The following is a 20,308-nucleotide window of genomic DNA, read 5'->3' as shown; positions in this document are numbered from 1 at the left end:
CTCGACGCCGTTGTTCAGGATGATCGGGGGGACCTTGCTCACTAGCTCTCGATCCTTCAGTCGTCGTTGGTATCCCATCGTCAACGATCACAGGCCGGCAATCATTCCTGCGCCGTGCATTCGCCGACGGAATCGGGGACTGGCCGGATGTCGATCGTCCCTCCGAGCCTATCGGTACAGACCATTGACCGTGGCCCGTCATGACGCGACTCTGTCTCAGGTTACTGAACTTGGTGCACGTATATGACCTCCCATCAAGAACGAGGTGAGACACCTGTGAGCACCACACGAAGAAACCTGCTCGGGGCGGCACTCGGTGGCGCGGCCGCCGCTGCCGTCGGTCTGCCGGCCGCCGGCGCGCACGCCACCGGCAGGGACGCCGCCGCCTCCTGGCAGCTGAAGTGGTCCCCGTCGGCGAGCGACGACGGGCTCGGCGCCTTCGAGACCCTGGAGGACGACCGCGCCGACTCGCACCCCGCCGCCTCCCCGCACATCTACGCCACCGGCAACAACTGGCGCTTCAACATGCACACCGTCGACCGGGACACCTCGACCGACCGCCAGCGCCACGAGGTCACCGGTCTGCGCAACGGCAGCGGCAACAACTACCTCAGGTGGACCGAGGGCCAGACCTGGCGGCTCACGTACTCGATGTACATTCCGAGCTCGCTCAAGGCGACCACCAGCTTCACCCACATCATGCAAATGAAGCAGCCCGGCGCCGGCAGCTCGCCGATCGTCGTGCAGTCGCTGCGCCGGGTGGACGGCGTGCAGACCATCGAACTGAAGCTCTTCACCGACGACATCCTCGTCGGGCGTACGAACCTCGAGCCGCTGCACAACAAATGGACCGACGTCGACTTCCAGATCAAGATCGGCAACGGCTCGGCGGGCTCGGTCCGCTGGATCCTCAAGAGCGGCTCCACAACGGTCATCGACAAGTCGAAGACGGGCGTCGACACCTTCCTCGCCGACCGCGTACGCCCCAAATGGGGCATCTACCGCTCTCTGGGCGACACTTCCGGCTCCCTCCAGGACTGCCATCTCCTGCTGACGAACCTGCGGGGCTACCAACTGGTGTAGCTGCTCGAAGTCGCAGGCTCCGGGGGGGTCCGCGGAGCGCTATGCCCGGTACAGCGCCTCGACCTCCGACGCGTACGCCTTCTCGATCGCTTTGCGCTTCAGCTTCAGCGACGGTGTCAGCAGCCCGTGTTCCTCGGTGAACTGGTGGGCGAGTATCCGGAACGTACGGATCGATTCGGCCTGCGAGACCAGTGTGTTCGCCGCCACCACCGCCCGGCGTACCTCCGTCTCCAGGTCCGGATCGCGTACCAGCTCGGCCGGCTTCAGCTTCGGCTTGCCGCGCATCTGGAGCCAGTGTTCGACGGCCTCCGCGTCCAGCGTGACGAGCGCCGCGATGTACGGGCGGTCGTTGCCGACGACGATGCACTGCGCGACCAGCGGATGGTCGCGCACCCGCTCCTCCAGTTGCGCGGGCGAGACGCTCTTGCCGCCGGACGTCACCAGGATCTCCTTCTTGCGCCCGGTGATCGTGAGGAAGCCGTCCTCGTCGAGCGAGCCCAGGTCGCCGGTGGCCAGCCAGCCATCGTGCAGGGCCGCGTCGGTGGCCTTGGGGTCGTTGAGGTAGCCCTGGAAGATGTTGGGGCCGTGCAGCCAGACCTCGCCGTCGTCCGCGATGTGCACGGTGGTGCCGGGGAACGGCTGGCCCACGGTGCCGTACCGGGTGCGCTCGGGCGGGTTGGCGGTCGCCGCGGCGGTGGACTCGGTGAGGCCGTAGCCCTCGTAGATCTGGACGCCCGCGCCCGCGAAGAACAGCCCGAGCCGCCGGTCCATCGCCGAGCCGCCGGACATGGCGTGCTTCATCCGCCCGCCCATCGCCTCGCGGATCTTGGAGTAGACGAGCTTGTCGAAGAGCTGGTGCTGCACCCGCAGCGCCGCCGAGGGGCCCGGCCCGATGCCCCAGGCCTTCGCCTCCACGGCGTCCGCGTACCGCACGGCGACCTCGACGGCCTTCTCGAACGGGCCCGCCTTGCCCTCCCGCTCGGCCTTCCTGCGGGCCGCGTTGAAGACCTTCTCGAAGATGTACGGCACCGCCAGGAAGAACGTCGGCCGGAACGCGGCCAGATCGGGCAGCAGGGCCGCCGCACTCATCTGCGGCTGGTGGCCGAACTTGACCCGGCCACGGATCGCGGCGACCTGCACCATCCGCCCGAAGACATGCGCCAGCGGCAGGAACAGCAGGGTCGCCGCCTCGTCGCCCTTCTTCGAGTGGAACAGCGGTTCCCAGCGCTCGATGGCCGTGTCCGCCTCGAACATGAAGTTGCCGTGCGTGATGACACAGCCCTTGGGGCGGCCGGTGGTTCCGGAGGTGTAGATGATCGTCGCGACCGACTCGGGCGTGACCGCGCGCCGGTGCCGGTGCACCACCTCGTCGTCGAGGTGCGCGCCCGCCTCGTACAGCTCGTGCACCGCGCCCGCGTCCAGCTGCCAGAGCCGTCGCATCATCGGCAGCCGGTCGATGACCGTGGCGATCGTCATCGCGTGGTCCTCGTGCTCGACCATCGCGGCCGACACCTGCGAGTCGTGCAGCGTCCAGAAGACCTGCTCGGCCGAGCTCGTGGGGTAGATCGGCACGACCTGGGCGCCGATGGACCACAGGGCGTAGTCGAAGAGGGTCCACTCGTAGCGCGTACGGGACATGATCGCGACCCGGTCGCCGAAACGGATGCCCTGGGCAAGCAAACCCTTGGCGAGAGCCAGCACCTCGTCGCGGAACTCCGCGGACGTCACATCGCGCCACTCGCCGTGCTCGTCCTTGCGGCCGAGCGCGGGGTACAGGGGGTCCTCCTGGGCATGGCTGTAGACGGCATCGGCCAGGCCGCCCACCGGCGGCGCCGACGCCAACGGAGGGTTGGTGAACTCGCGCAATCCCCGCTCCTTGTGGCGCTCAGCACAGCGCCGTGAAAGCTACCCCAGGTTGCGCTGCCGCGGGAGTGGCGGTGACTGGCGGGTTCGGGCTGTTATCTGTGCTGGTCACGGACTTATTTACGGCTTCAACGGGGTAGGTCGGGACAGAATTCTTACGGGTGCGTAGGTTTCCGGCGCCCAATCTCCACGGAATCTCCTCCGGAAGGTGGGCCGTGGGGTGGGTGCCCCCTGGGGCGGGGGGTTCCCTGCGGGTTGTGGGGGTTGCTCGCGCAGTTCCCCGCGCCCCTTACGGGGCACGACCCCTTCGCGACTGGCTGCGGGTTGGCTGTGGCTGGTCGCGCAGTTCCCCGCGCCCCTTAAAGACTCAGCGTCCGCTATGGAGGCTTACTCCGCCTTGCAGGATGCGTGTGGCCAGGGCGTTTGCTGCGACCCGGGACTGGGTGGGGCGGGTGGATTGGGTTACTACGAAGTCGACTCTGCCTAGTTCTGGGAGGGCTGCTCTTGGGGGGACTTTGGTCAGGCCCGGGGGGATCAGGCCTTGGGAGTGGGCCATTACGCCTAGGCCTGCTCTGGCTGCTGCGATGAGGCCGTTGAGGCTGCCGCTTGTGCAGGCTATGCGCCACGGGCGGCCCTCGCGTTCGAGGGCTTCCAGGGCCAGGGCTCGGGTGATGCCCGGCGGGGGGTAGGCGATCAGCGGTACCGGGCTCGCGGCGTCCAGGCGGAGGCGTTCCACGCCGATCCAGACCAGGCGGTCGTGCCAGACGAGTTCACCCTGGGGGTCTTCGGGGCGGCGTTTGGCGAGGACCAAGTCGAGCTTCCCGTCGGCCAGTTGCTTGTGCAATGTGCCCGAGAGTTCGACCGTCAGCTCGAGGTCGACTTCGGGGTGGTCGTGCCGGAAGCCCTCGAGGATCTCGGGGAGGCGGGTCAGTACGAAGTCCTCGGAGGCGCCGAAGCGCAGTCGGCCGCGCAGTCGCGTCCCTGTGAAGAACGCCGCCGCCTGTTCGTGCGCCTCCAGGATGCGGCGGGCGAAGCCGAGCATGGCCTCGCCATCCTCCGTCAGCTCCACGGAGTGGGTGTCCCGTGAGAAGAGCTGCCGTCCCGCCGTGCTCTCCAGCCGGCGCACATGCTGGCTGACCGTCGACTGGCGCAGGCCGAGGCGTCGGGCGGCCTGGGTGAAGCTCAGCGTCTGGGCCACGGCCAGGAACGTACGCAGGTGTGAAGGGTCGTACACGCCGGCCAGCCTATCGCGATTCGTGATGACAGTCAGAGCCGTATGCCGGATTCCCGATCACGGTCCGGAGGAGGACCATGGAGAGGGCACGATCCTGTGTCCGGATCGAGGGACGACACAGACCCACGAACTTGAACCGACTCAGCAACGGAGCACCGTGAAACGCCTGACGTGGCCGTCCTGGCTGCCGATCGACCCGTACATCCTGCTCTTGCTCGGGACGGTGGGCCTCGCGGCGCTGCTGCCCGCGCGGGGGACGGCGGCCGATGTCGCGTCCGGGGTGTCGACGGGCGCGATCGCGCTGCTCTTCTTCCTGTACGGGGCACGGCTTTCGACCCGTGAGGCCCTGGACGGGCTGCGGCACTGGCGGCTCCATGTCACCGTTCTGGCCTGTACGTTCGTGGTGTTTCCGCTGCTCGGCCTGGCAGCCCGCGGCCTTGAACCGGTGTTCCTGACGCACTCGCTCTACATCGGGCTGCTCTTCCTGACGCTGGTGCCCTCGACGGTCCAGTCGTCGATCGCGTTCACGTCCATCGCGCGCGGCAATGTGCCCGCCGCGATCTGCGCGGGCTCCTTCTCCTCCCTCGCGGGCATCGTGATCACCCCGCTGCTCGCGGCGACGCTCCTCGGCAGCACCGGCGGCGGCTTCTCCGCGGACTCGATCCTCAAGATCGTGCTGCAACTGCTTGTGCCGTTCGTGGCGGGGCAGGTGATGCGGCGCTGGATAGGGGAGTTCATCGGGCGGCATAAGCGGATCACCGGCCTCGTCGACCGCGGTTCGATACTGCTGGTCGTCTACGCCGCGTTCAGCGAAGGCATGGTGCAGGGCATCTGGCAGCAGGTCAGCCCGCTGCGGCTGGCCGGGCTGCTGGGGGTCGAGGCGGTGCTGCTCGCGGTGATGCTCACGCTCACCTGGTACGGCTCGAAGGTGCTGCGTTTCAGTCGTGAGGACCGGATCGCCATCCAGTTCGCCGGGTCGAAGAAGTCCCTGGCGGCCGGACTGCCCATGGCGAGCGTGCTGTTCGGGGCGCAGGCCTCGCTGGCGGTGCTGCCGCTGATGCTCTTCCACCAGATGCAGCTCATGGTCTGCGCGGTGATCGCCAAGCGCCGCTCCCGCGATCCCGAGCCGGAGCTCAGCCCGAGCTCAGCTTCAGCGTCACGAATCGCGGTCGGTACAGGGACACGTTCCGACTGAGGTTCGCCTGCGCCGCGGCCCCCGTCGCGTCCAGCCAGTTGACGTCGTAACTGAGCACGAGCTTCCCGCCGAGCGCCGGGTGCACCTGCGGGTTGTACGCCGCGACTCCGGACCTCTGCTCGGGCAGCGGCGGGCTGAAGCCCTTGGTGGGCCCGCGCCACGGCCCGGTGGGAGAGCACGCCCAGTACGAGGTGACGGTCGTCAGCCCCTCGGTGCCCGCGGCCATCGTGAACAGCACCCACGTGCCGTCGTCCCGTACGACCGTGAACGCGCTGCCCACGCCCTTGCGCTGCCCGTCGCCGAGCACGGGTTTCATCCGCGACGAGATGGTGGACCATCGCCCGCCGTCCCAGTACTCCCAGGCATCCGGCTCCGCAAGGCGGTCGCGGGGCACGCGCGCCACGTACGCCTTCGAGGCCGGCCGGGATGCGGCCTGCGCGTCGTCGCCGCCGAACACATACGTCCAGTCGTCGTCCTCGGTCACCGCCGTGGTGCCGAACAGCACCCGCTTCTCCGGCTCGCGCACCTGCTGCTGGTCGAGGACCTTGACGATGCCCTCGACGCGCAGATCGGGCAGCGAGAGCGTGGCGACCTCCGTGGCGGTGGGGACGCCGTAGATCCAGGGGTACGTGCCGTTGGCACGGGTCCACAGCAGGACGCGTACGACCTTTTCCGAGGACCCGGGGGAGCGGGCCTCGACCTTGGCCGCGACGGGCCAGCGCCACTGACCGGGGGCCGGGTCCGGGAACAGCGGGGCGGGCAGGGTGCTCTGGAGGCGGCCGTCGGACATGATCACGGCCGAGTTCCGCACCAGGGGGGTGTTCTGGTCTCGCCAGGCGTACGACTCGCCCACCGGGTTCGGCGGCCGGTACACGTTGCCCAGATACGTGTCCGAGAACAGCCACAGCACCCGGCCGTCCGGCAGCCGCACGGAGTGGGTGCCGTCGCCGCCGGTCCAGTCGTCGGCTCGCGAGGCGTCGTCGCCGTACCGCGTGAACTCGCCGTTGAGGTCGGGCTCCGCCGCCCAGGACGAGACCGTACGAGGCGTGCAGGCGCCCTCCCGGTCGTCATCGTCTTCGTCCGGGAGGGCGGTGAGCAGCACCGCGCCGAGGACCAGGGCAAGGAGGAGTCCCAGCCCGGCCCCCGAACGGTGTCGTACTCGCGAGTATTCGGGCACGGCACGGGACGTTAGTTGCTGTCGCGCACCCGGTCCATGGGAAGCCACAGGACGGTGTCCCGCGTCACAGAGCCCCTGCTGTTCACCTCGTACAACTCTGTGTCGCTGAGTGCCCGGTCGTAGACCCGTACATCATCGATCGCGCCCGCGAAATGCGCCCGGCTGTCCAGCTTCTGGCCGATGTGCACACCGAACGGTGAGTTACGGCTCACGGATCCCGGCAGGTCAGCCGTACTGATCGGCGTGCCGTCGATGAACATCGTGAGCGCTCCTCCACCGCGTCGCAGCGCCAGATGGTGCCACTGCCCGTCGTTGTACGCGCCACTCGTGCGAACCGTGGCGGACTGGGCCGGGCTCGCGCCGTCCCGGACCGTGATCTGCCCCTGAATACGACCGGAAGCGGGCTCACCGCGCAGCCACACCTGCGGCTGGGTGGTGCCGACCCCGCCCATCCAGAGCAGCGGCTGCTCACCGCTGGTGGCGGTGTAGCGGAACCACAGTGACGCCGTGAAGTCCTTTGTGCCCAACGGCAGTTCACTGTCGTACGGCAGCCTCACGGCGTCGTCGATGCCGTCGAACTCCATCGCCCGGCCGGACACACCGTCCGTGGTGCGCGCACCGCCGAGGACCGCCGCGGGACGCGTGGGAGAGGCCAGGTCGATGGTCTTCGGGTCGGGTCCGCGACGCGGTTTCAGCCAGTCCTCGGTGAACCGGGCGAAACGGATCTCGTCACGCGCGTCTATCGCCCCGCCCTCGTACATCAGGCCGACCGTGTCGTGGCTGATGCGCACCATGTCCGAGTAGCCGGACCAGTCCGTCGTGACGACCGTGCCACGGTCCACGCTGTCCCAGGTGCGCCCGCCGTCGTACGAGGAGCGGACCATCATCGTCCGGCGCCGGTCCGGATCGGCGGGACAGGCGAGCAGCAGCCAGTCGCCCAACCGCAGCGTGGAACCCTGGACTTGAGGCGTGTAGAGGTCAGGCTGGGTACGGAACGGCGACGTGAAACTGTCGCCACCGTCGCGGCTGAACGTCTGCGTACGGTGCCCGAGATCGGTGCCGTCCTGCTCACGGCCGCTGATCACGATGACCCCGTCGGCCCGCTCGGTCATGCTCATCTCGGACGGTTTCTGGCGGAACGTACCGCCTGCTGGTATCGGATACGAGTCCGTCGCCCCGATCCGCCAGCTGTCGCCGCCGTCGTCGCTGACGATGAGCGCGGCATGGTTGGCCGAGACCCGACTCCCGTTCCACGTCTCGGCGTTGACCCCGAAGACGAGCCGCCCCGCGTGCTTGCCGCGGCTCAGCTGGATGCCGTGCACGGGCCCGGTGGCGTACCAGGAGTTCCAGTGGTCGGGCAGGATCTCGTCGCTGAGGTCACGCGGCTCGGACCAGGTGAGCCCGTCGTCGTCGCTGTGCTGCATATGGGGCGTTCGGTCACACGGCACGTCGCAGTTCTGACCGTCCGTACGGCCCGGGTTGTACGTCTCCGCCAGCACGATGCGCCCGGTCTCGCGGTCCACGATCGGGGCGGGGTTGCCGTGGGTGTCGCCCCCGCCCTCGTTGATGACCTGAAGGGGACCCCAGGTTCGCCCGCCGTCCGTGGAACGCTTGAGCACGATGTCTATGTCGCCGGCGTCACTGCAGTCGTTCACCCGGCCTTCGGCGAACGCCAGCAGCGTGCCTTGAGTCGTTTTCACGATGGCGGGGATGCGATAGCACGCGTAACCGGGATCCTGAGAGGGCTTGAAGAGGACCTGTTGCTCGAACCCGGCGGTTTCGGCGGCCGGTTGGACCCGTTGCTGGTCGGGAGCCGGCTGTGGGGAGAGTGCGAGCAGCGCGGCGGCGGCGACGCTTGCGGTGACGGTGGTTCTGAGACGTGCGCGAACACTTGACGGCATGGTGCGACCTGCCCTTCATCCGTCCGGACATCTGGACATCCCACGTCCAACGTGCGCGCCACGCACGGTACTTGGGGTCTCAGGGGGCCCACAAGAAGCGTGCAGGGGTCGTTCCGTCGGGTGACGTGATCATGGATGTCCCTGCGGCGACTGTTAAACGGCCGGGGGCACGGATGGGGGAGGTCAGGTGCTGCGGCTGGGGGAGTTCATTCTGACGGCGCAACAGATGAGTCAGGGTGGATCGTTACTGGGCGGATCGTTTCTGGGTGGACCGTCACCGGTGCCGATTCAGACGCCGGTCCAGCAAATTCAGCCCGTCCGGCGCTTGAGGACGAGGCCGCAAGGCCGATACGGGGGTCTGGGGGCAGAGCCCCCAGGAGCGGCGCGACTGAGGCGAAGCCTCATCGCGGCGCAAAAAGCTGAGGCGGGGCCCTCATCACGGCGCAGGGGGCGCTCCCCGCCGGTCGAGGGCCCCGCCATCGTGTCGCGGGGAGCCGGTCAGCCGGGGGCGGCCGCGGTCCGCAGGGCGATCCGGTGTTCGCCCGCGTACACGTTCATGGAGGCGCCCCGGAGGAAGCCGACGAGGGTCAGATCCGACTCCGCCGCCAGGTCCACCGCGAGGGACGACGGCGCGGAAACGGCGGCCAGCACGGGTATGCCCGCCATCACCGCCTTCTGGGCGAGCTCGAAGGAGGCCCGCCCCGAGACGAGCAGGATCGTGCGGGAGAGCGGAAGCGCGCCGTTCTGGAGGGCGCGGCCGACCAGCTTGTCGACCGCGTTGTGCCGGCCCACGTCCTCACGGATGTCGAGCAGCTCGCCGTCCTCCGTGAACAGGGCCGCCGCGTGCAGACCCCCGGTCCGTTCGAAGACCCGCTGGGATGCCCGCAGCCGGTCGGGGAGGCTCGCGAGTAGCTCGGGTTCGAGCCGGACCGGGGCGGCTTCACCGTCGTCGATGGCCCACCGTGCGGTCGTACGGACGGCATCGAGGCTCGCCTTGCCGCACAGGCCACAGGAGGACGTCGTGTAGACGTTGCGTTCGAGGGTGATGTCGGGGATGACGACGCCGGAGGCGGTCTTCACGTCGACGACGTTGTACGTATTCGAGCCATCCACCGTGGCACCCGCGCAGTACACGATGTTCTGCAGCTCATGGGCCTCGCCCAATACCCCCTCACTGACCAGGAACCCCGCGGCCAGCGCGAAGTCGTCCCCCGGAGTACGCATCGTGATCGCGAGCGGCTTGCCGTTCAGCCGGATCTCCAGGGGTTCCTCGGCGACGAGCGTGTCCGGGCGGGTGGAGACGGCTCCGTCCCGGATACGGATCACCTTGCGTCGTTCCGTGACTCGTCCCATGTCCTGATCAGCCCCGGTTCTGTACGTGCTGGTAGCCGAAACGGCCCTTGATGCAGAGGTTGCCGTGGGTCACCGGGTTGTCGTGCGGCGAGGTGACCTTCACGATTTCATTGTCCTGCACGTGGAGCGTGAGATTGCAGCCCACTCCGCAGTACGCGCATACCGTGGTCGTCTCGCTCTGCGCCGACTCGTCCCACGTACCGGCCGCCCGCATGTCGAACTCCGATTTGAAGCTGAGCGCTCCCGTCGGGCATACCTCGATGCAGTTGCCGCAGTACACGCAGGCGGAGTCGGTGAGCGGGGCGTCGTGCTCGACCGCGATACGGGCGTCGAAGCCGCGCCCGGCGACGGAGATCGCGAAGGTGTTCTGCCACTGGTCGCCGCAGGCGTCGACGCACTTGTAGCAGAGGATGCATTTGTCGTAGTCGCGGACGTAGAGGTCATTGTCGATCTTCGGCTGCTCATTCAGCCGGGCCGCGTCCGGGCCGAAACGGCCGGGCTTCGCCTCGTACTCCTTGATCCACTCGGCGACATGCGGTGTGGTCGACAAGTCGACCGAGGAGGCGAGGAGTTCGAGGACGATCTTGCGGCTGTGGCGGGCGCGTTCGGTGTGGGTCTTCACCTCCATGCCGGGCTCGGCCGTGCGGGAGCAGGCCGGGACGAGAGTCCTGGCCCCCTCGACCTCGACGACGCAGACGCGGCAGGCGTTCTTCGGGGTGAGGGTGTCGCCCTGGCAGAGCGTCGGGATGTCCTTCCCGGCGGATCGGCAGGCGTCGAGGATCGTCGAGCCCTCGGGTGCCCGCACCGGCTGTCCGTCGATCGTGAACTCCAGCAGACGGCGGGGGATCCCCAGCGGCGTCACGGTCATACGGCGGCTCCTGTGCCGGCTCCTGTGCTGCGGCAGGTCGCGGTCATTCGTACGCCCCCAAGCGGTCGATGGCGGATTCCACGGCGTTCCACGCGGTCTGCCCAAGACCGCAGATCGAGGCGTCCCGCATGGCGCGGCCGACCTCCCGGAGCAGGGCGATGTCGCCGGCCGCGTCCGCGCCCGTGCGCTCGACGATGCGGTGCAGCGCCTCCTCCTGCCGTACGGTCCCGACCCGGCACGGCACGCACTGGCCGCACGACTCGTCGCGGAAGAACTCGGCGATACGGAGCAGCAGGCGCGGGAGGGGAACGCTGTCGTCGAAGGCCATCACGACCCCCGAGCCGAGCGTCGTGCCCGCCTCCCTCGTGCCCTCGAAGGTGAGCGGGATGTCCAGCTCGTCGGGGCGTACGAAGCCGCCGGCCGCGCCGCCGAGGAGGACGGCGCGCAATCGTTTACGTACGCCTGCCAGGTCGAGCAGTTCGCCGAGTGTCGCGCCGAACGGGAGCTCGTAGATGCCGGGACGGTCGACGCTTCCCGATACGCAGAACAGCTTGGGGCCGGTGGATTTGGCGGTGCCGATCGCCGCGTATGCCTGTGCCCCCATCGTGAGGATGGGCAGTACGTTGACCAGCGTCTCGACGTTGTTCTCGGCAGTGGGTTTGCCGAACAAACCCTTCTCTACGGGGAAGGGGGGTTTCGAGCGGGGCTCTCCTCTGTAGCCCTCTATGGAGTTGAAGAGGGCGGTCTCCTCGCCGCAGATGTACGCGCCCGCGCCGCGCCGGATCTCGATGTCGAAGGCGTAGCCCTGGCCGAGGATGTCGTCGCCGAGGAGGCCTCGGGTGCGTGCCTGGTTGATGGCGTGTTCCATGCGGTCGAGGGCGCGGGGGTATTCGCCGCGTAGGTACAGGTAGCCCTTGTGGGCGCCGGTCGCGTACGCCGCGATTGTCATCGCCTCTACGAGGGAGTACGGGTCGCCTTCCATGATCACGCGGTCTTTGAAGGTGCCTGGTTCGGATTCGTCGGCGTTGCAGACGAGGTAGTGGGGGTGGTCGGGCTGGGCTGCCGTGGCCTGCCATTTGCGGCCTGTGGGGAAGGCGGCGCCGCCTCGGCCTACTAGGCCGGAATCGGTGACCTCGCGGATGACGGCGGCGGGGCCGAGGGCGAAGGCCCGCCGCAGGGCGGTGTAGCCGTCGTGGGCTCGGTAGTCGTCGAGGGAGGCTGGGTCGATGGCGCCGACCCGTCGCAGCAGGATCAGGTCGGTCTGGCCTGCTTGGGGGACGGCTACCGACGCGGGTGGCTCTGCGGGTGCTGAGCCGGGTGTGGTGGCCGCGAGGACGGTGGACTCGACGGTGGCGGGGGCGGCGACGGCTGTGGCCCGTAGAGTTTCGCCCCCGCCGCCCCTTCCCATACCCGACCCTGGGGCTTCGCCCCAGACCCCACCAGGGACTCCGCCCCTGGACCCCATCGGCCTGGCGGCCTCGTCCTCAAACGCCGGACGGGCTGAAAAATCAGCCCCTTGGGGGTCCCCCCAGCGGTAGCTGGGGGAGTTTGAGGAGCGGGGGTCCGGGGGCTGGCCCCCGAACGGGGCCTGGGGCGTAGCCCCAGTTTCGGGAAGGGGCGGGGTGGGGAAAAAGCCCGCCGCAGGCGCCCCCGCCCGCACCACCAACGCCGCCGGCGCCCGCTCGCACAGCCCCAGACACGGACTCCGCTCCACCGAAACCCCGCTCCCGAGCCCCAGCCGCGCCTCAACCCCCGCGCACAACTCCTCCGCCCCCACAGCCGCGCACGCGATATCCGTGCACACATGCAGCACCGTCGCGGGCCGCGGCTTCACCGAAAACATGGCGTAGAACGTGGCCACCCCATACGCCTCCGCAGGTGGCACAGTCAGCCGCCGGCACAGATAGGACAGCGCCCCCTCGCTGATCCACCCCACGCGATCGTTGATCGCATGCAACCCCGGCAGCAGCAAATCCCGACGCTCCCGCGCCACCCGCCCCCCACGCGCCCACCGCAAATCGGCGTCGGACCGATCCGCCCCCTCCCACGACGACTCGGGCGGCCCGAGCAGCGCATCGACGGCCGCCCGTTCCTCGTCCGTCGGCTTGCTGTCACCGAAGTGCAGATCCACCAGATCACCTCACCTGAGTCGCAACCGGAAGCTTGTCGATCCGGATCGCCGACGCCTTGAACTCAGCCGTCCCGGCGATCGGGCAGTTGGCCTCGATCGTCAGCTGGTTGGTGTCCACCTCGTCGGGAAAGTGCATGGTCATGAAGGCGAGCCCCGGCCGCAGCGCCGGATCGACCCACACCGGCGCCACCACCGCCCCGCGCCGCGACGACACCCGAACCTCCTCGCCCACCACGACGCCGTAGCGCTCTGCGTCCTCCGGACACAGCTCGACGTACTCCCCGCGCCGCATCGGCGACGCGAAACCGCCGCTCTGCACACCGGTGTTGTACGAGTCGAGCCGCCGCCCGGTGGTGAGACGGATCGGGTACTCCTCGTCCGTCAGATCGACCGGCGGATCGTGCTGGACGAGCCCGAAGGGCGCGAGACGGCCGCGACGGGACGGGTCCGCGTGCCACAACCGCCCGTGCAGGTACGTCGGTTCGAGCCGATCCGTGTCGGGGCACGGCCACTGGATGCCCTGGTGCTCCTCCAGGCGTTCGTACGTCATCCCGTAGTGGTCCGGCGACACCGAGCGCAGCTCGTTCCATACGGCCTCGGAGTCCGCGTACTTCCAGTCGTGGCCGAGCCGGGCCGCCAGCTCGCAGAGGATGTCGATGTCCTCGCGGGCCTCACCGGGCGGCGTGACGGCGGCCCGTACGCGCTGAACTCGCCGCTCGCTGTTGGTCGTCGTACCGTCCGTCTCGGCCCACCCGGCGGTCGCGGGCAGCACCACGTCGGCCAGCTCGGCGGTCTTCGTGAGGAAGATGTCCTGCACGACGAGGAAGTCCAGGGCCTCCAGGCGTCGTATCGCCTGCTCGGTGTCGGCTTCGGACTGGGCGGGGTTCTCGCCGATGCAGTAGACGGCCTTGAGCGTGCCCTCCTCCATGGCTTCGAACATCTCGGTCAGGTTCAGCCCGTAGTGCGGCTGGATGACGGTGTCCCAGGCGGACTCGAACTTCAGCCGGACGTCCGGATTCAGGATGTCCTGGAAGCCAGGGAGGCGATTGGGAATCGCCCCCATGTCGCCGCCGCCCTGCACGTTGTTCTGGCCGCGCAAGGGCTGCAACCCCGAGCCGAAACGCCCCACATGCCCCGTCAACAGCGACAGGTTGATGAGCGCGCGTACGTTGTCCGTGCCGTTGTGGTGCTCGGTGATGCCGAGGGTCCAGCACAGCTGGGCGCGCTCGGCGCGGGCGTACGCGTACGCCAACTCCCGTATGGCGGCGGCCGGTACGCCCGTCACCTTCTCGGCGAGGGACAGCGTCCAGGGCTCGACGAGTTGCTTGTACTCCTCGAAGCCGGTGGTCGCCCGCTCTATGAACGCCTCGTTCGCCAGGCCCGCGTGGATGATCTCGCGGCCGATCGCGTGTGCCATCGGGATGTCCGTGCCGACGTTCAGGCCGAGCCAGCTCTCCGCCCACTCGGCGGTCGACGTACGGCGCGGATCGACCGCGTACATGCGTGCCCCGTTCCGTATCCCCTTCAGGACGTGCTGGAAGAAGATCGGGTGGGCGAAACGGGCGTTGGAGCCCCACATCACGATGAGGTCGGTGTGCTCGACCTCCGCGTACGACGACGTCCCGCCGCCCGAGCCGAACGCGGCCGAGAGGCCCGCGACGCTGGGGGCGTGGCAGGTGCGGTTGCAGGAGTCGACGTTGTTGGTGCCCATGACGACGCGGGCGAATTTCTGCGCCACGTAGTTCATTTCGTTGGTCGCGCGGGCGCAGGAGAACATCCCGAACGCGCCTCGGGCGGCGGACAGCCCGCGTGCGGCGCGATCCAGCGCCTCGTCCCAGGTCGCCTGCCGGAAGGGCTCGTCGCGTGAGTCGCGGACGAGTGGATGAGTAAGTCGGGTGTACGTCTTGGGAGTTCGGTCGCGTTTGCTGGTACGGCTGGTGTGGCTCATACGGCTCATGCGGCGGTCCTCAATGCGAGCAGATCCGAGATGGCGTGGACGGTGCGGAGCGTCGGCACCTCGACCCCGGTGATCTCCGCCAACTCGACGACGGCGGCGAGGAGTACGTCGAGTTCGAGCGGTTTGCCGCGCTCCAGGTCCTGAAGGGTCGAGGTGCGGTGATCGCCGACGCGCTCGGCGCCGGCCAGTCGCCGTTCGATGGAGACCCCGACCTCGCAGCCCAGGGCCCGGGCGACCGCGAGCGTCTCGGTCATCATGATCTCGATGACCTTGCGGGTGCCGCCGTGCAGGCACATCTGCCGCATGGTCGCGCGGGCGAGGGCGCTGATCGGGTTGAAGGAGATGTTGCCGAGCAATTTGAGCCAGATGTCGTTACGCAGGTCGGGCTCGATCGGGCACTTGAGCCCGCCGGCCCGCATGGCCTCGCTGAACGCGGTGCACCGCGCCGACACGGAGCGGTCGGGTTCGCCGATGGAGAACCGGGTGCCTTCGAGATGGCGTACAACTCCCGGACCTGCCAGCTCAGTTGCGGCATACACCACACACCCGACGGCCCGTTCGGGCGCAAGCACCGCACTGACCGCGCCGTCCGGGTCCACGCTCTCCACGCGATGGCCGTCGTACGGGCCGCCGTGCCGGTGGAAGTACCACCAGGGGATGCCGTTCTGCGCGGCGACCACCGCCGTGGTGTCGTGAAGGAGAGGCTCGATCAGCGCCCCGCACGCCGCGTACGAGTTGGCCTTCAGCCCCAGGAAGACGAAGTCGGCGGGGCCGACCTCGGCCGGGTCGTCGGTGACGTGGGCCCGAGCGGTGAAGTCCCCGCGCGGGCTGAGCACTTGCACTCCGTGCTGCCTCATGGCCGCCAGATGCGGTCCACGGGCGATGAGATGTACGTCGGCGCCCGCGCGATGCAGCGCGGCACCGACGTAGGCGCCGATCGCACCGGCGCCCAGAACTGCCACTTTCACGTGAGGTCTCCGTTCGGTTGAGGGATACCGCGGAGGGAGGTGACTGTGGTGCTGAAATCTGTCGACGGAATATTGTCTACAGTATGGGAGTTGGGGCGACAAGGGTTCGCGCGACCGTTCGTCGCGTCCGGCATACCGTTCATCGCATACCGTCGACGAGTTCGGGCCGGCCGACTTCCCAACTGGGCGCCGGATTCCTATCGTTCGGGATCATGAGTCCCCCCATAGCCCCGCCAGGCTGGAGCCGCTGGCTGGTTCCGCCGGCTGCCCTTTCCGTTCATCTCTCCATCGGGCAGGCCTACGCCTGGTCCGTGTTCAAACCGCCCCTGGAGTCCGCGCTCGATCTCAGTGGTACGCAGAGCGCGCTGCCCTTCCAACTCGGCATCGTCATGCTCGGGTTGTCCGCCGCGTTCGGCGGCACGCTCGTCGAGCGGAACGGGCCGCGCTGGGCGATGACCGTGGCCCTGATCTGCTTCTCGTCGGGCTTCCTGCTCTCCGCGCTCGGGGCTGCCACCGAGCAGTACTGGCTGATCGTCTTCGGCTATGGCTTCGTCGGCGGGATCGGTCTCGGCATCGGGTACATCTCGCCTGTCTCGACGCTCATCAAGTGGTTCCCGGACAGGCCGGGCATGGCCACCGGCATCGCCATCATGGGCTTCGGCGGCGGTGCGCTGATCGCCTCGCCGTGGTCCGCGCAGATGCTGGAGTCGTTCGGCTCCGACAACTCGGGGATCGCGCTCGCGTTCCTCGTGCACGGGCTGTCGTACGCCGTGTTCATGCTGCTCGGCGTACTGCTGGTGCGGGTGCCGCGCAGTGAGAAGCCGGTGGCTTCCGGGCCGAGTGCCTACGAGGGCGTGCAGGTGTCGGCGCGCAACGCCGTGCGCACTCCGCAGTTCTGGTGCCTGTGGATCATCCTCTGCATGAATGTGACCGCGGGCATCGGCATCCTGGAGAAGGCCGCCCCGATGATCACGGACTTCTTCGCGGACACCTCGACGCCGGTCTCGGCGTCGGCGGCGGCCGGTTTCGTCGCGCTGCTCTCTGCGGCCAACATGGCGGGCCGTATCGTCTGGTCGTCCACGTCCGACCTGGTCGGGCGCAAGAACATCTACCGTCTGTATCTGGGCGCGGGCGCGCTGATGTACGCCCTGATCGCGTGGGTGGGGGACTCCTCGAAGCCGCTGTTCATCATCTGCGCGCTGGTGATCCTCTCCTTCTACGGAGGCGGCTTCGCGACCATCCCCGCCTACCTGAAGGACCTCTTCGGCGCCTACCAGGTCGGCGCGATCCACGGCCGGCTGCTCACCGCGTGGTCGACCGCCGGAGTCCTCGGACCGCTGATCGTCAACTGGATCGCGGACCGGCAGGAAGAGGCGGGCAAATCCGGAGAGGCCCTGTACGGAACGTCGCTGATCATCATGATCGGGCTGCTGGCCATCGGCTTCGTCGCCAACGAACTCGTACGTCCCGTCCATGTCCGCCACCACGTCCCCGCCCCGAAGGAGGCCGCCGATGTCCACGAGCGACAGCAGTCCGCCTAGCGCACCGGCCACGACGCCGCCCGGCCGCCGGGGGTTGATCGCCTTTTCCTGGGTGTGGGTGGGGGCGCCGCTGGCCTATGGCCTGTACGAACTGGTGCGGAAGGCGACGCAACTGTTCACGGGGTGAATGCTCGGGTGTCCAAGCGTTCAACAAAAGGCGACAAGGCTGAAGCCGCTTTCCTGTGGCTTTACGTGTCCTCTTACCGGTGAGTACCTGATCAGACTGGTGGGTCATACACCCAGGTAATGAGGGGGACCGCCCATGATCGGCTCACGCATCGTCGCTGTCGGCCACTACCAGCCCGCCAAGGTGCTCACCAATGAGGACCTGGCGGGTCTGGTCGACACCAGCGACGAGTGGATCAGGAGCCGGGTGGGCATCCGCACACGGCATATCGCCGGGCCAGACGAACCGGTCGACGAGCTGGCCGCGCATGCCGCCGCCAAGGCGCTCGCGGCGGCCGGACTCGCTCCCGGCGACATAGATCTGGTCCTGGTGGCGACCTCCACGGCGATCGACCGCTCGCCGAACATGGCCGCCCGGGTCGCCGCCCGCCTCGGCATCCCGTCCCCGGCCGTGATGGACCTCAACGTCGTCTGCGCGGGCTTCACGCACGCGCTGGCCACCGCCGACCACGCCGTACGCGCCGGGGGCGCGAGCCGGGTGCTGGTCATCGGCGCCGACAAGATGTCCGATGTGGCGGACTGGACGGACCGTACGAGCTGCGTACTCGTCGGGGACGGGGCGGGGGCCGCGGTGGTCGAGGCCTCGGAGGAGGTCGGGATCGGGCCTGTTCTGTGGGGTTCCGTGCCCGAGATGGGGAACGCGGTACGGATCGAGGGCACGCCTGCGCGGTTCGCGCAGGAGGGGCAGAGCGTCTACCGGTGGGCCACCACCCAGCTCCCGCCCATCGCTCGCAAGGCCTGCGAGCGGGCCGGACTAGAACCCGAGGACCTCGCCGCGGTCGTCCTGCACCAGGCGAACCTGCGCATCATCGAGCCGCTCGCCGAGAAGATCGGCGCCGTGAACGCCGTCGTCGCCCGCGATGTCGCCGAGTCCGGCAACACCTCCGCGGCGAGCATCCCGCTTGCCTTCTCGAAGCTCGTCGAACGCGGTGAGATCTCCACCGGCGACCCGGTACTGCTCTTCGGCTTCGGCGGCAATCTGTCGTACGCGGGACAGGTCGTCCGCTGCCCGTGACGTGCGGGTTCGCCGTCGTGTGACGAGTCCAACTCCCCCTGGCCCTGGCCGCTGTGCGCCGTAGACTGTAGACGAAAGACAATTGATACTGGCTGGCATTGGTGGCTGGCATTGGCTTTCCGGCTGCGGGCTGCCGTTGCCCAGGAGGGGGACCGCGATGTTGTCGACAGGACTGCCACAGGGGGCGGTACCCAAGCTCGAACGTCCGGGGCCCCTTAGGGACCGTGTGTACGAGGCGCTCCTCGAGCTCATCACGACGCGTGCCCTGCAGCCAGGCCAGCACCTGGTCGAGAGCGAGCTCGCCGGGCATCTCGGGGTCTCGCGGCAGCCCGTACGCGAGGCGTTGCAGCGGCTGAACACCGAGGGGTGGGTCGATCTGCGGCCCGCGCAGGGCGCGTTCGTGCACGAGCCGACGGAGGAGGAGGCGGACCAGCTCCTCACGGTCCGTACGCTCCTGGAGGCCGAGGCGGCCCGGCTCGCCGCGGCTGCCGCGGGCAGCGCCGGCATCAGCGCCCTTGAGGAGCTGTGCGCCGAGGGCGAGCGGGCGGTGGACGCCGACGACGTGGACGGCGCGGTCGCGATGAACGCCCGCTTCCACGCGAAGGTCATGGAGCTCGCGGGTAACGCGGTCCTCGCGGAGCTGGCGGCGCAGGTCGACCGCCGGGTCCGCTGGTACTACACGCCGGTCGCCCGCCAGCGCGGCCACCAGTCCTGGATCGAGCACCGCGAACTCATCGCGGCGATCTCGGCGCGCGACGAGCAGCGCGCGACGGAGGTCATGCGCGCCCACACGGAGCACACGCGTCGGACGTATCACGCGCGCGATAAGGCCTGACGGGCTTCGGTTCGGAGAAGAGCCTGATGGGCTCCGGTTCGGAACGGCAGCCGTTCCCCAACTCGTGGGCATATTGCGGTAGTTGAGGTCGATGGGTACGTTGAGGCCGTTCCCGGCTGGGGACTCCTCAGCGCGGCACCGGGCCCCGAATATCGCGTTGCGTGGCGGTTCCCGGGCGCTTTAGCTGTGCGGATGACTTCTCACCTGCACGCGCTCTGCTTCGACGCGAACGACCCGCTCCGACTCGCGCGCTTCTGGGGCGACTTCCTGGGCTGGGAAATGTCCGATGACTTCTCCGAGGGCATCGTGATCCTGCCGAGCGATGACACCGGGTTCCGGATGCGGTTCCTTCCGACCGAAGAGCAGAAGACCGGCCAGAACCAGCTGCACTTCGATCTGACGAGTACTTCCCTTGACGATCAGCAGCAGACCGTGGCGAAGGCGCTCGGACTCGGGGCCCAGCACATCGACATCGGCCAGCGCCCGGAGGAGGGGCATGTGGTGCTCGCCGATCCCGAGGGCAATGAGTTCTGCGTCATCGAGCCGGGCAACAACTTCCTTGCCGACTGCGGATTCATCGGAGCGCTGGCGTGTGACGGTTCGCAGGAGGTCGGGTACTTCTGGAGCCGGGCGCTGGGCTGGCCGTTGGTCTGGGACCAGGACCAGGAGACCGCGATCCGCTCGCCGCACGGCGGTCCGAAGGTCACGTGGGGCGGTCCGCCGCTGATGCCGAAGACGGGGAAGTACCGGCTGCACTTCGACCTCGCTCCACCCGTCGGCGGTGATCAGCAGGCGGAGGTCGAGCGTCTCGTCTCCCTCGGGGCCACTCGCGTCGACATCGGCCAGGGCGACGTCCCCTGGGTGGTGATGGCCGATCCCGACGGTCATGAGTTCTGTGTGCTCAGGCCCCGATAACGCGAGCGATTCGGGTGGGTGGCCCTGCGCTCCTCAGGGTGGTCTCGGAGCCACCGTCGGCCACTCTTTGTCCTGTGAGTGGAAAA

15 protein-coding genes and 2 pseudogenes are annotated in these 20,308 nt (G+C 68.6%); 7 read left to right on the top strand and 10 right to left on the bottom strand.

Annotated elements, in window-relative coordinates:
* Positions 1-276 precede the first annotated feature (276 nt).
* On the top strand, positions 277-1,083 hold the full coding sequence (locus tag ACQEVY_RS08300) for a Tat pathway signal sequence domain protein (protein ID WP_432946368.1): 807 nt from the start codon (positions 277-279) through the stop codon (positions 1,081-1,083).
* 39 nt (positions 1,084-1,122) lie between these two features.
* Here ACQEVY_RS08300 and ACQEVY_RS08295 read toward each other — a convergent pair whose 3' ends face one another.
* The gene (locus ACQEVY_RS08295) at positions 1,123-2,949 is read right to left on the bottom strand and encodes an AMP-dependent synthetase/ligase (RefSeq protein WP_432946366.1); all 1,827 of its coding nucleotides are present in this window, start codon (positions 2,947-2,949) and stop codon (positions 1,123-1,125) included.
* Positions 2,950-3,313: 364 nt separating this feature from the next.
* Positions 3,314-4,180 carry a LysR substrate-binding domain-containing protein gene (locus ACQEVY_RS08290; RefSeq protein WP_432946364.1) on the bottom strand — a complete coding sequence of 289 codons (867 nt, stop codon included), beginning with the start codon at positions 4,178-4,180 and terminating at the stop codon, positions 3,314-3,316.
* Between the two features lie 157 nt (positions 4,181-4,337).
* Between ACQEVY_RS08290 and ACQEVY_RS08285 the strand changes: the two genes are divergently transcribed.
* Positions 4,338-5,375, top strand: a complete 1,038-nt coding sequence (locus ACQEVY_RS08285) for a bile acid:sodium symporter family protein (protein ID WP_432946362.1) — start codon at positions 4,338-4,340, stop codon at positions 5,373-5,375.
* On the opposite strand, the gene ACQEVY_RS08280 is transcribed toward ACQEVY_RS08285, so the two are convergent.
* The 8 genes and pseudogenes from ACQEVY_RS08280 to ACQEVY_RS08245 form a co-directional block, all read right to left on the bottom strand.
* Complete coding sequence (locus tag ACQEVY_RS08280; protein ID WP_432946360.1) at positions 5,314-6,552, bottom strand: DUF4185 domain-containing protein; 1,239 nt, start codon at positions 6,550-6,552, stop codon at positions 5,314-5,316. The two genes, ACQEVY_RS08285 and ACQEVY_RS08280, sit on opposite strands and share 62 nt — an antisense overlap.
* A gap of 11 nt (positions 6,553-6,563) precedes the next feature.
* Positions 6,564-8,453 (bottom strand): exo-alpha-sialidase, encoded by a 1,890-nt coding sequence (locus tag ACQEVY_RS08275; RefSeq protein WP_432946358.1) that lies wholly within the window; start codon positions 8,451-8,453, stop codon positions 6,564-6,566.
* A 498-nt stretch (positions 8,454-8,951) separates the two neighbouring features.
* Positions 8,952-9,806 carry a formate dehydrogenase accessory sulfurtransferase FdhD gene (fdhD, locus tag ACQEVY_RS08270; protein WP_432946356.1) on the bottom strand — a complete coding sequence of 285 codons (855 nt, stop codon included), beginning with the start codon at positions 9,804-9,806 and terminating at the stop codon, positions 8,952-8,954.
* Positions 9,807-9,813: 7 nt separating this feature from the next.
* On the bottom strand, positions 9,814-10,674 hold the full coding sequence (locus ACQEVY_RS08265; protein WP_432946354.1) for a 2Fe-2S iron-sulfur cluster-binding protein: 861 nt from the start codon (positions 10,672-10,674) through the stop codon (positions 9,814-9,816).
* Positions 10,675-10,717: 43 nt separating this feature from the next.
* Positions 10,718-12,064, bottom strand: a pseudogene (locus ACQEVY_RS08260) (complex I 51 kDa subunit family protein); the annotation flags it as partial.
* Positions 12,065-12,315: 251 nt separating this feature from the next.
* A pseudogene (locus tag ACQEVY_RS08255) lies at positions 12,316-12,805 on the bottom strand (NAD(P)H-dependent oxidoreductase subunit E); the annotation flags it as partial.
* 4 nt (positions 12,806-12,809) lie between these two features.
* The gene (locus ACQEVY_RS08250) at positions 12,810-14,762 is read right to left on the bottom strand and encodes a molybdopterin oxidoreductase family protein (protein ID WP_432946352.1); all 1,953 of its coding nucleotides are present in this window, start codon (positions 14,760-14,762) and stop codon (positions 12,810-12,812) included.
* Positions 14,759-15,730: a 2-dehydropantoate 2-reductase gene (locus ACQEVY_RS08245; protein WP_432946350.1), complete on the bottom strand. Its 972-nt coding sequence runs from the start codon at positions 15,728-15,730 to the stop codon at positions 14,759-14,761. Before ACQEVY_RS08245 ends, ACQEVY_RS08250 begins: the two co-directional genes overlap by 4 nt.
* Positions 15,731-15,942: 212 nt before the next feature.
* On the opposite strand from ACQEVY_RS08245, the gene ACQEVY_RS08240 reads away from it, so the two are divergent.
* From ACQEVY_RS08240 to ACQEVY_RS08220, 5 genes are all read left to right on the top strand, one after another.
* Entirely contained in the window at positions 15,943-17,271 is a 1,329-nt protein-coding gene (locus ACQEVY_RS08240) for an OFA family MFS transporter (RefSeq protein WP_432946348.1), read from the top strand.
* The gene (locus tag ACQEVY_RS08235; protein WP_432946346.1) at positions 17,243-17,398 is read left to right on the top strand and encodes an MFS transporter small subunit; all 156 of its coding nucleotides are present in this window, start codon (positions 17,243-17,245) and stop codon (positions 17,396-17,398) included. The genes ACQEVY_RS08240 and ACQEVY_RS08235 overlap by 29 nt, the downstream gene beginning before the upstream one ends.
* A gap of 135 nt (positions 17,399-17,533) precedes the next feature.
* Positions 17,534-18,472: a beta-ketoacyl-ACP synthase III gene (locus ACQEVY_RS08230; protein WP_432946344.1), complete on the top strand. Its 939-nt coding sequence runs from the start codon at positions 17,534-17,536 to the stop codon at positions 18,470-18,472.
* Between the two features lie 157 nt (positions 18,473-18,629).
* Entirely contained in the window at positions 18,630-19,307 is a 678-nt protein-coding gene (locus ACQEVY_RS08225) for a GntR family transcriptional regulator (RefSeq protein ID WP_432946342.1), read from the top strand.
* A gap of 192 nt (positions 19,308-19,499) precedes the next feature.
* Positions 19,500-20,222, top strand: a complete 723-nt coding sequence (locus ACQEVY_RS08220) for a VOC family protein (protein ID WP_432946340.1) — start codon at positions 19,500-19,502, stop codon at positions 20,220-20,222.
* Positions 20,223-20,308: the final 86 nt, after the last annotated feature.

This window comes from Streptomyces sp. CA-288835 (genome assembly GCF_050936385.1).
Taxonomy (GTDB): Bacteria; Actinomycetota; Actinomycetes; order Streptomycetales; family Streptomycetaceae; genus Streptomyces.
This window is presented reverse-complemented; position numbering and strand designations above follow the sequence as displayed.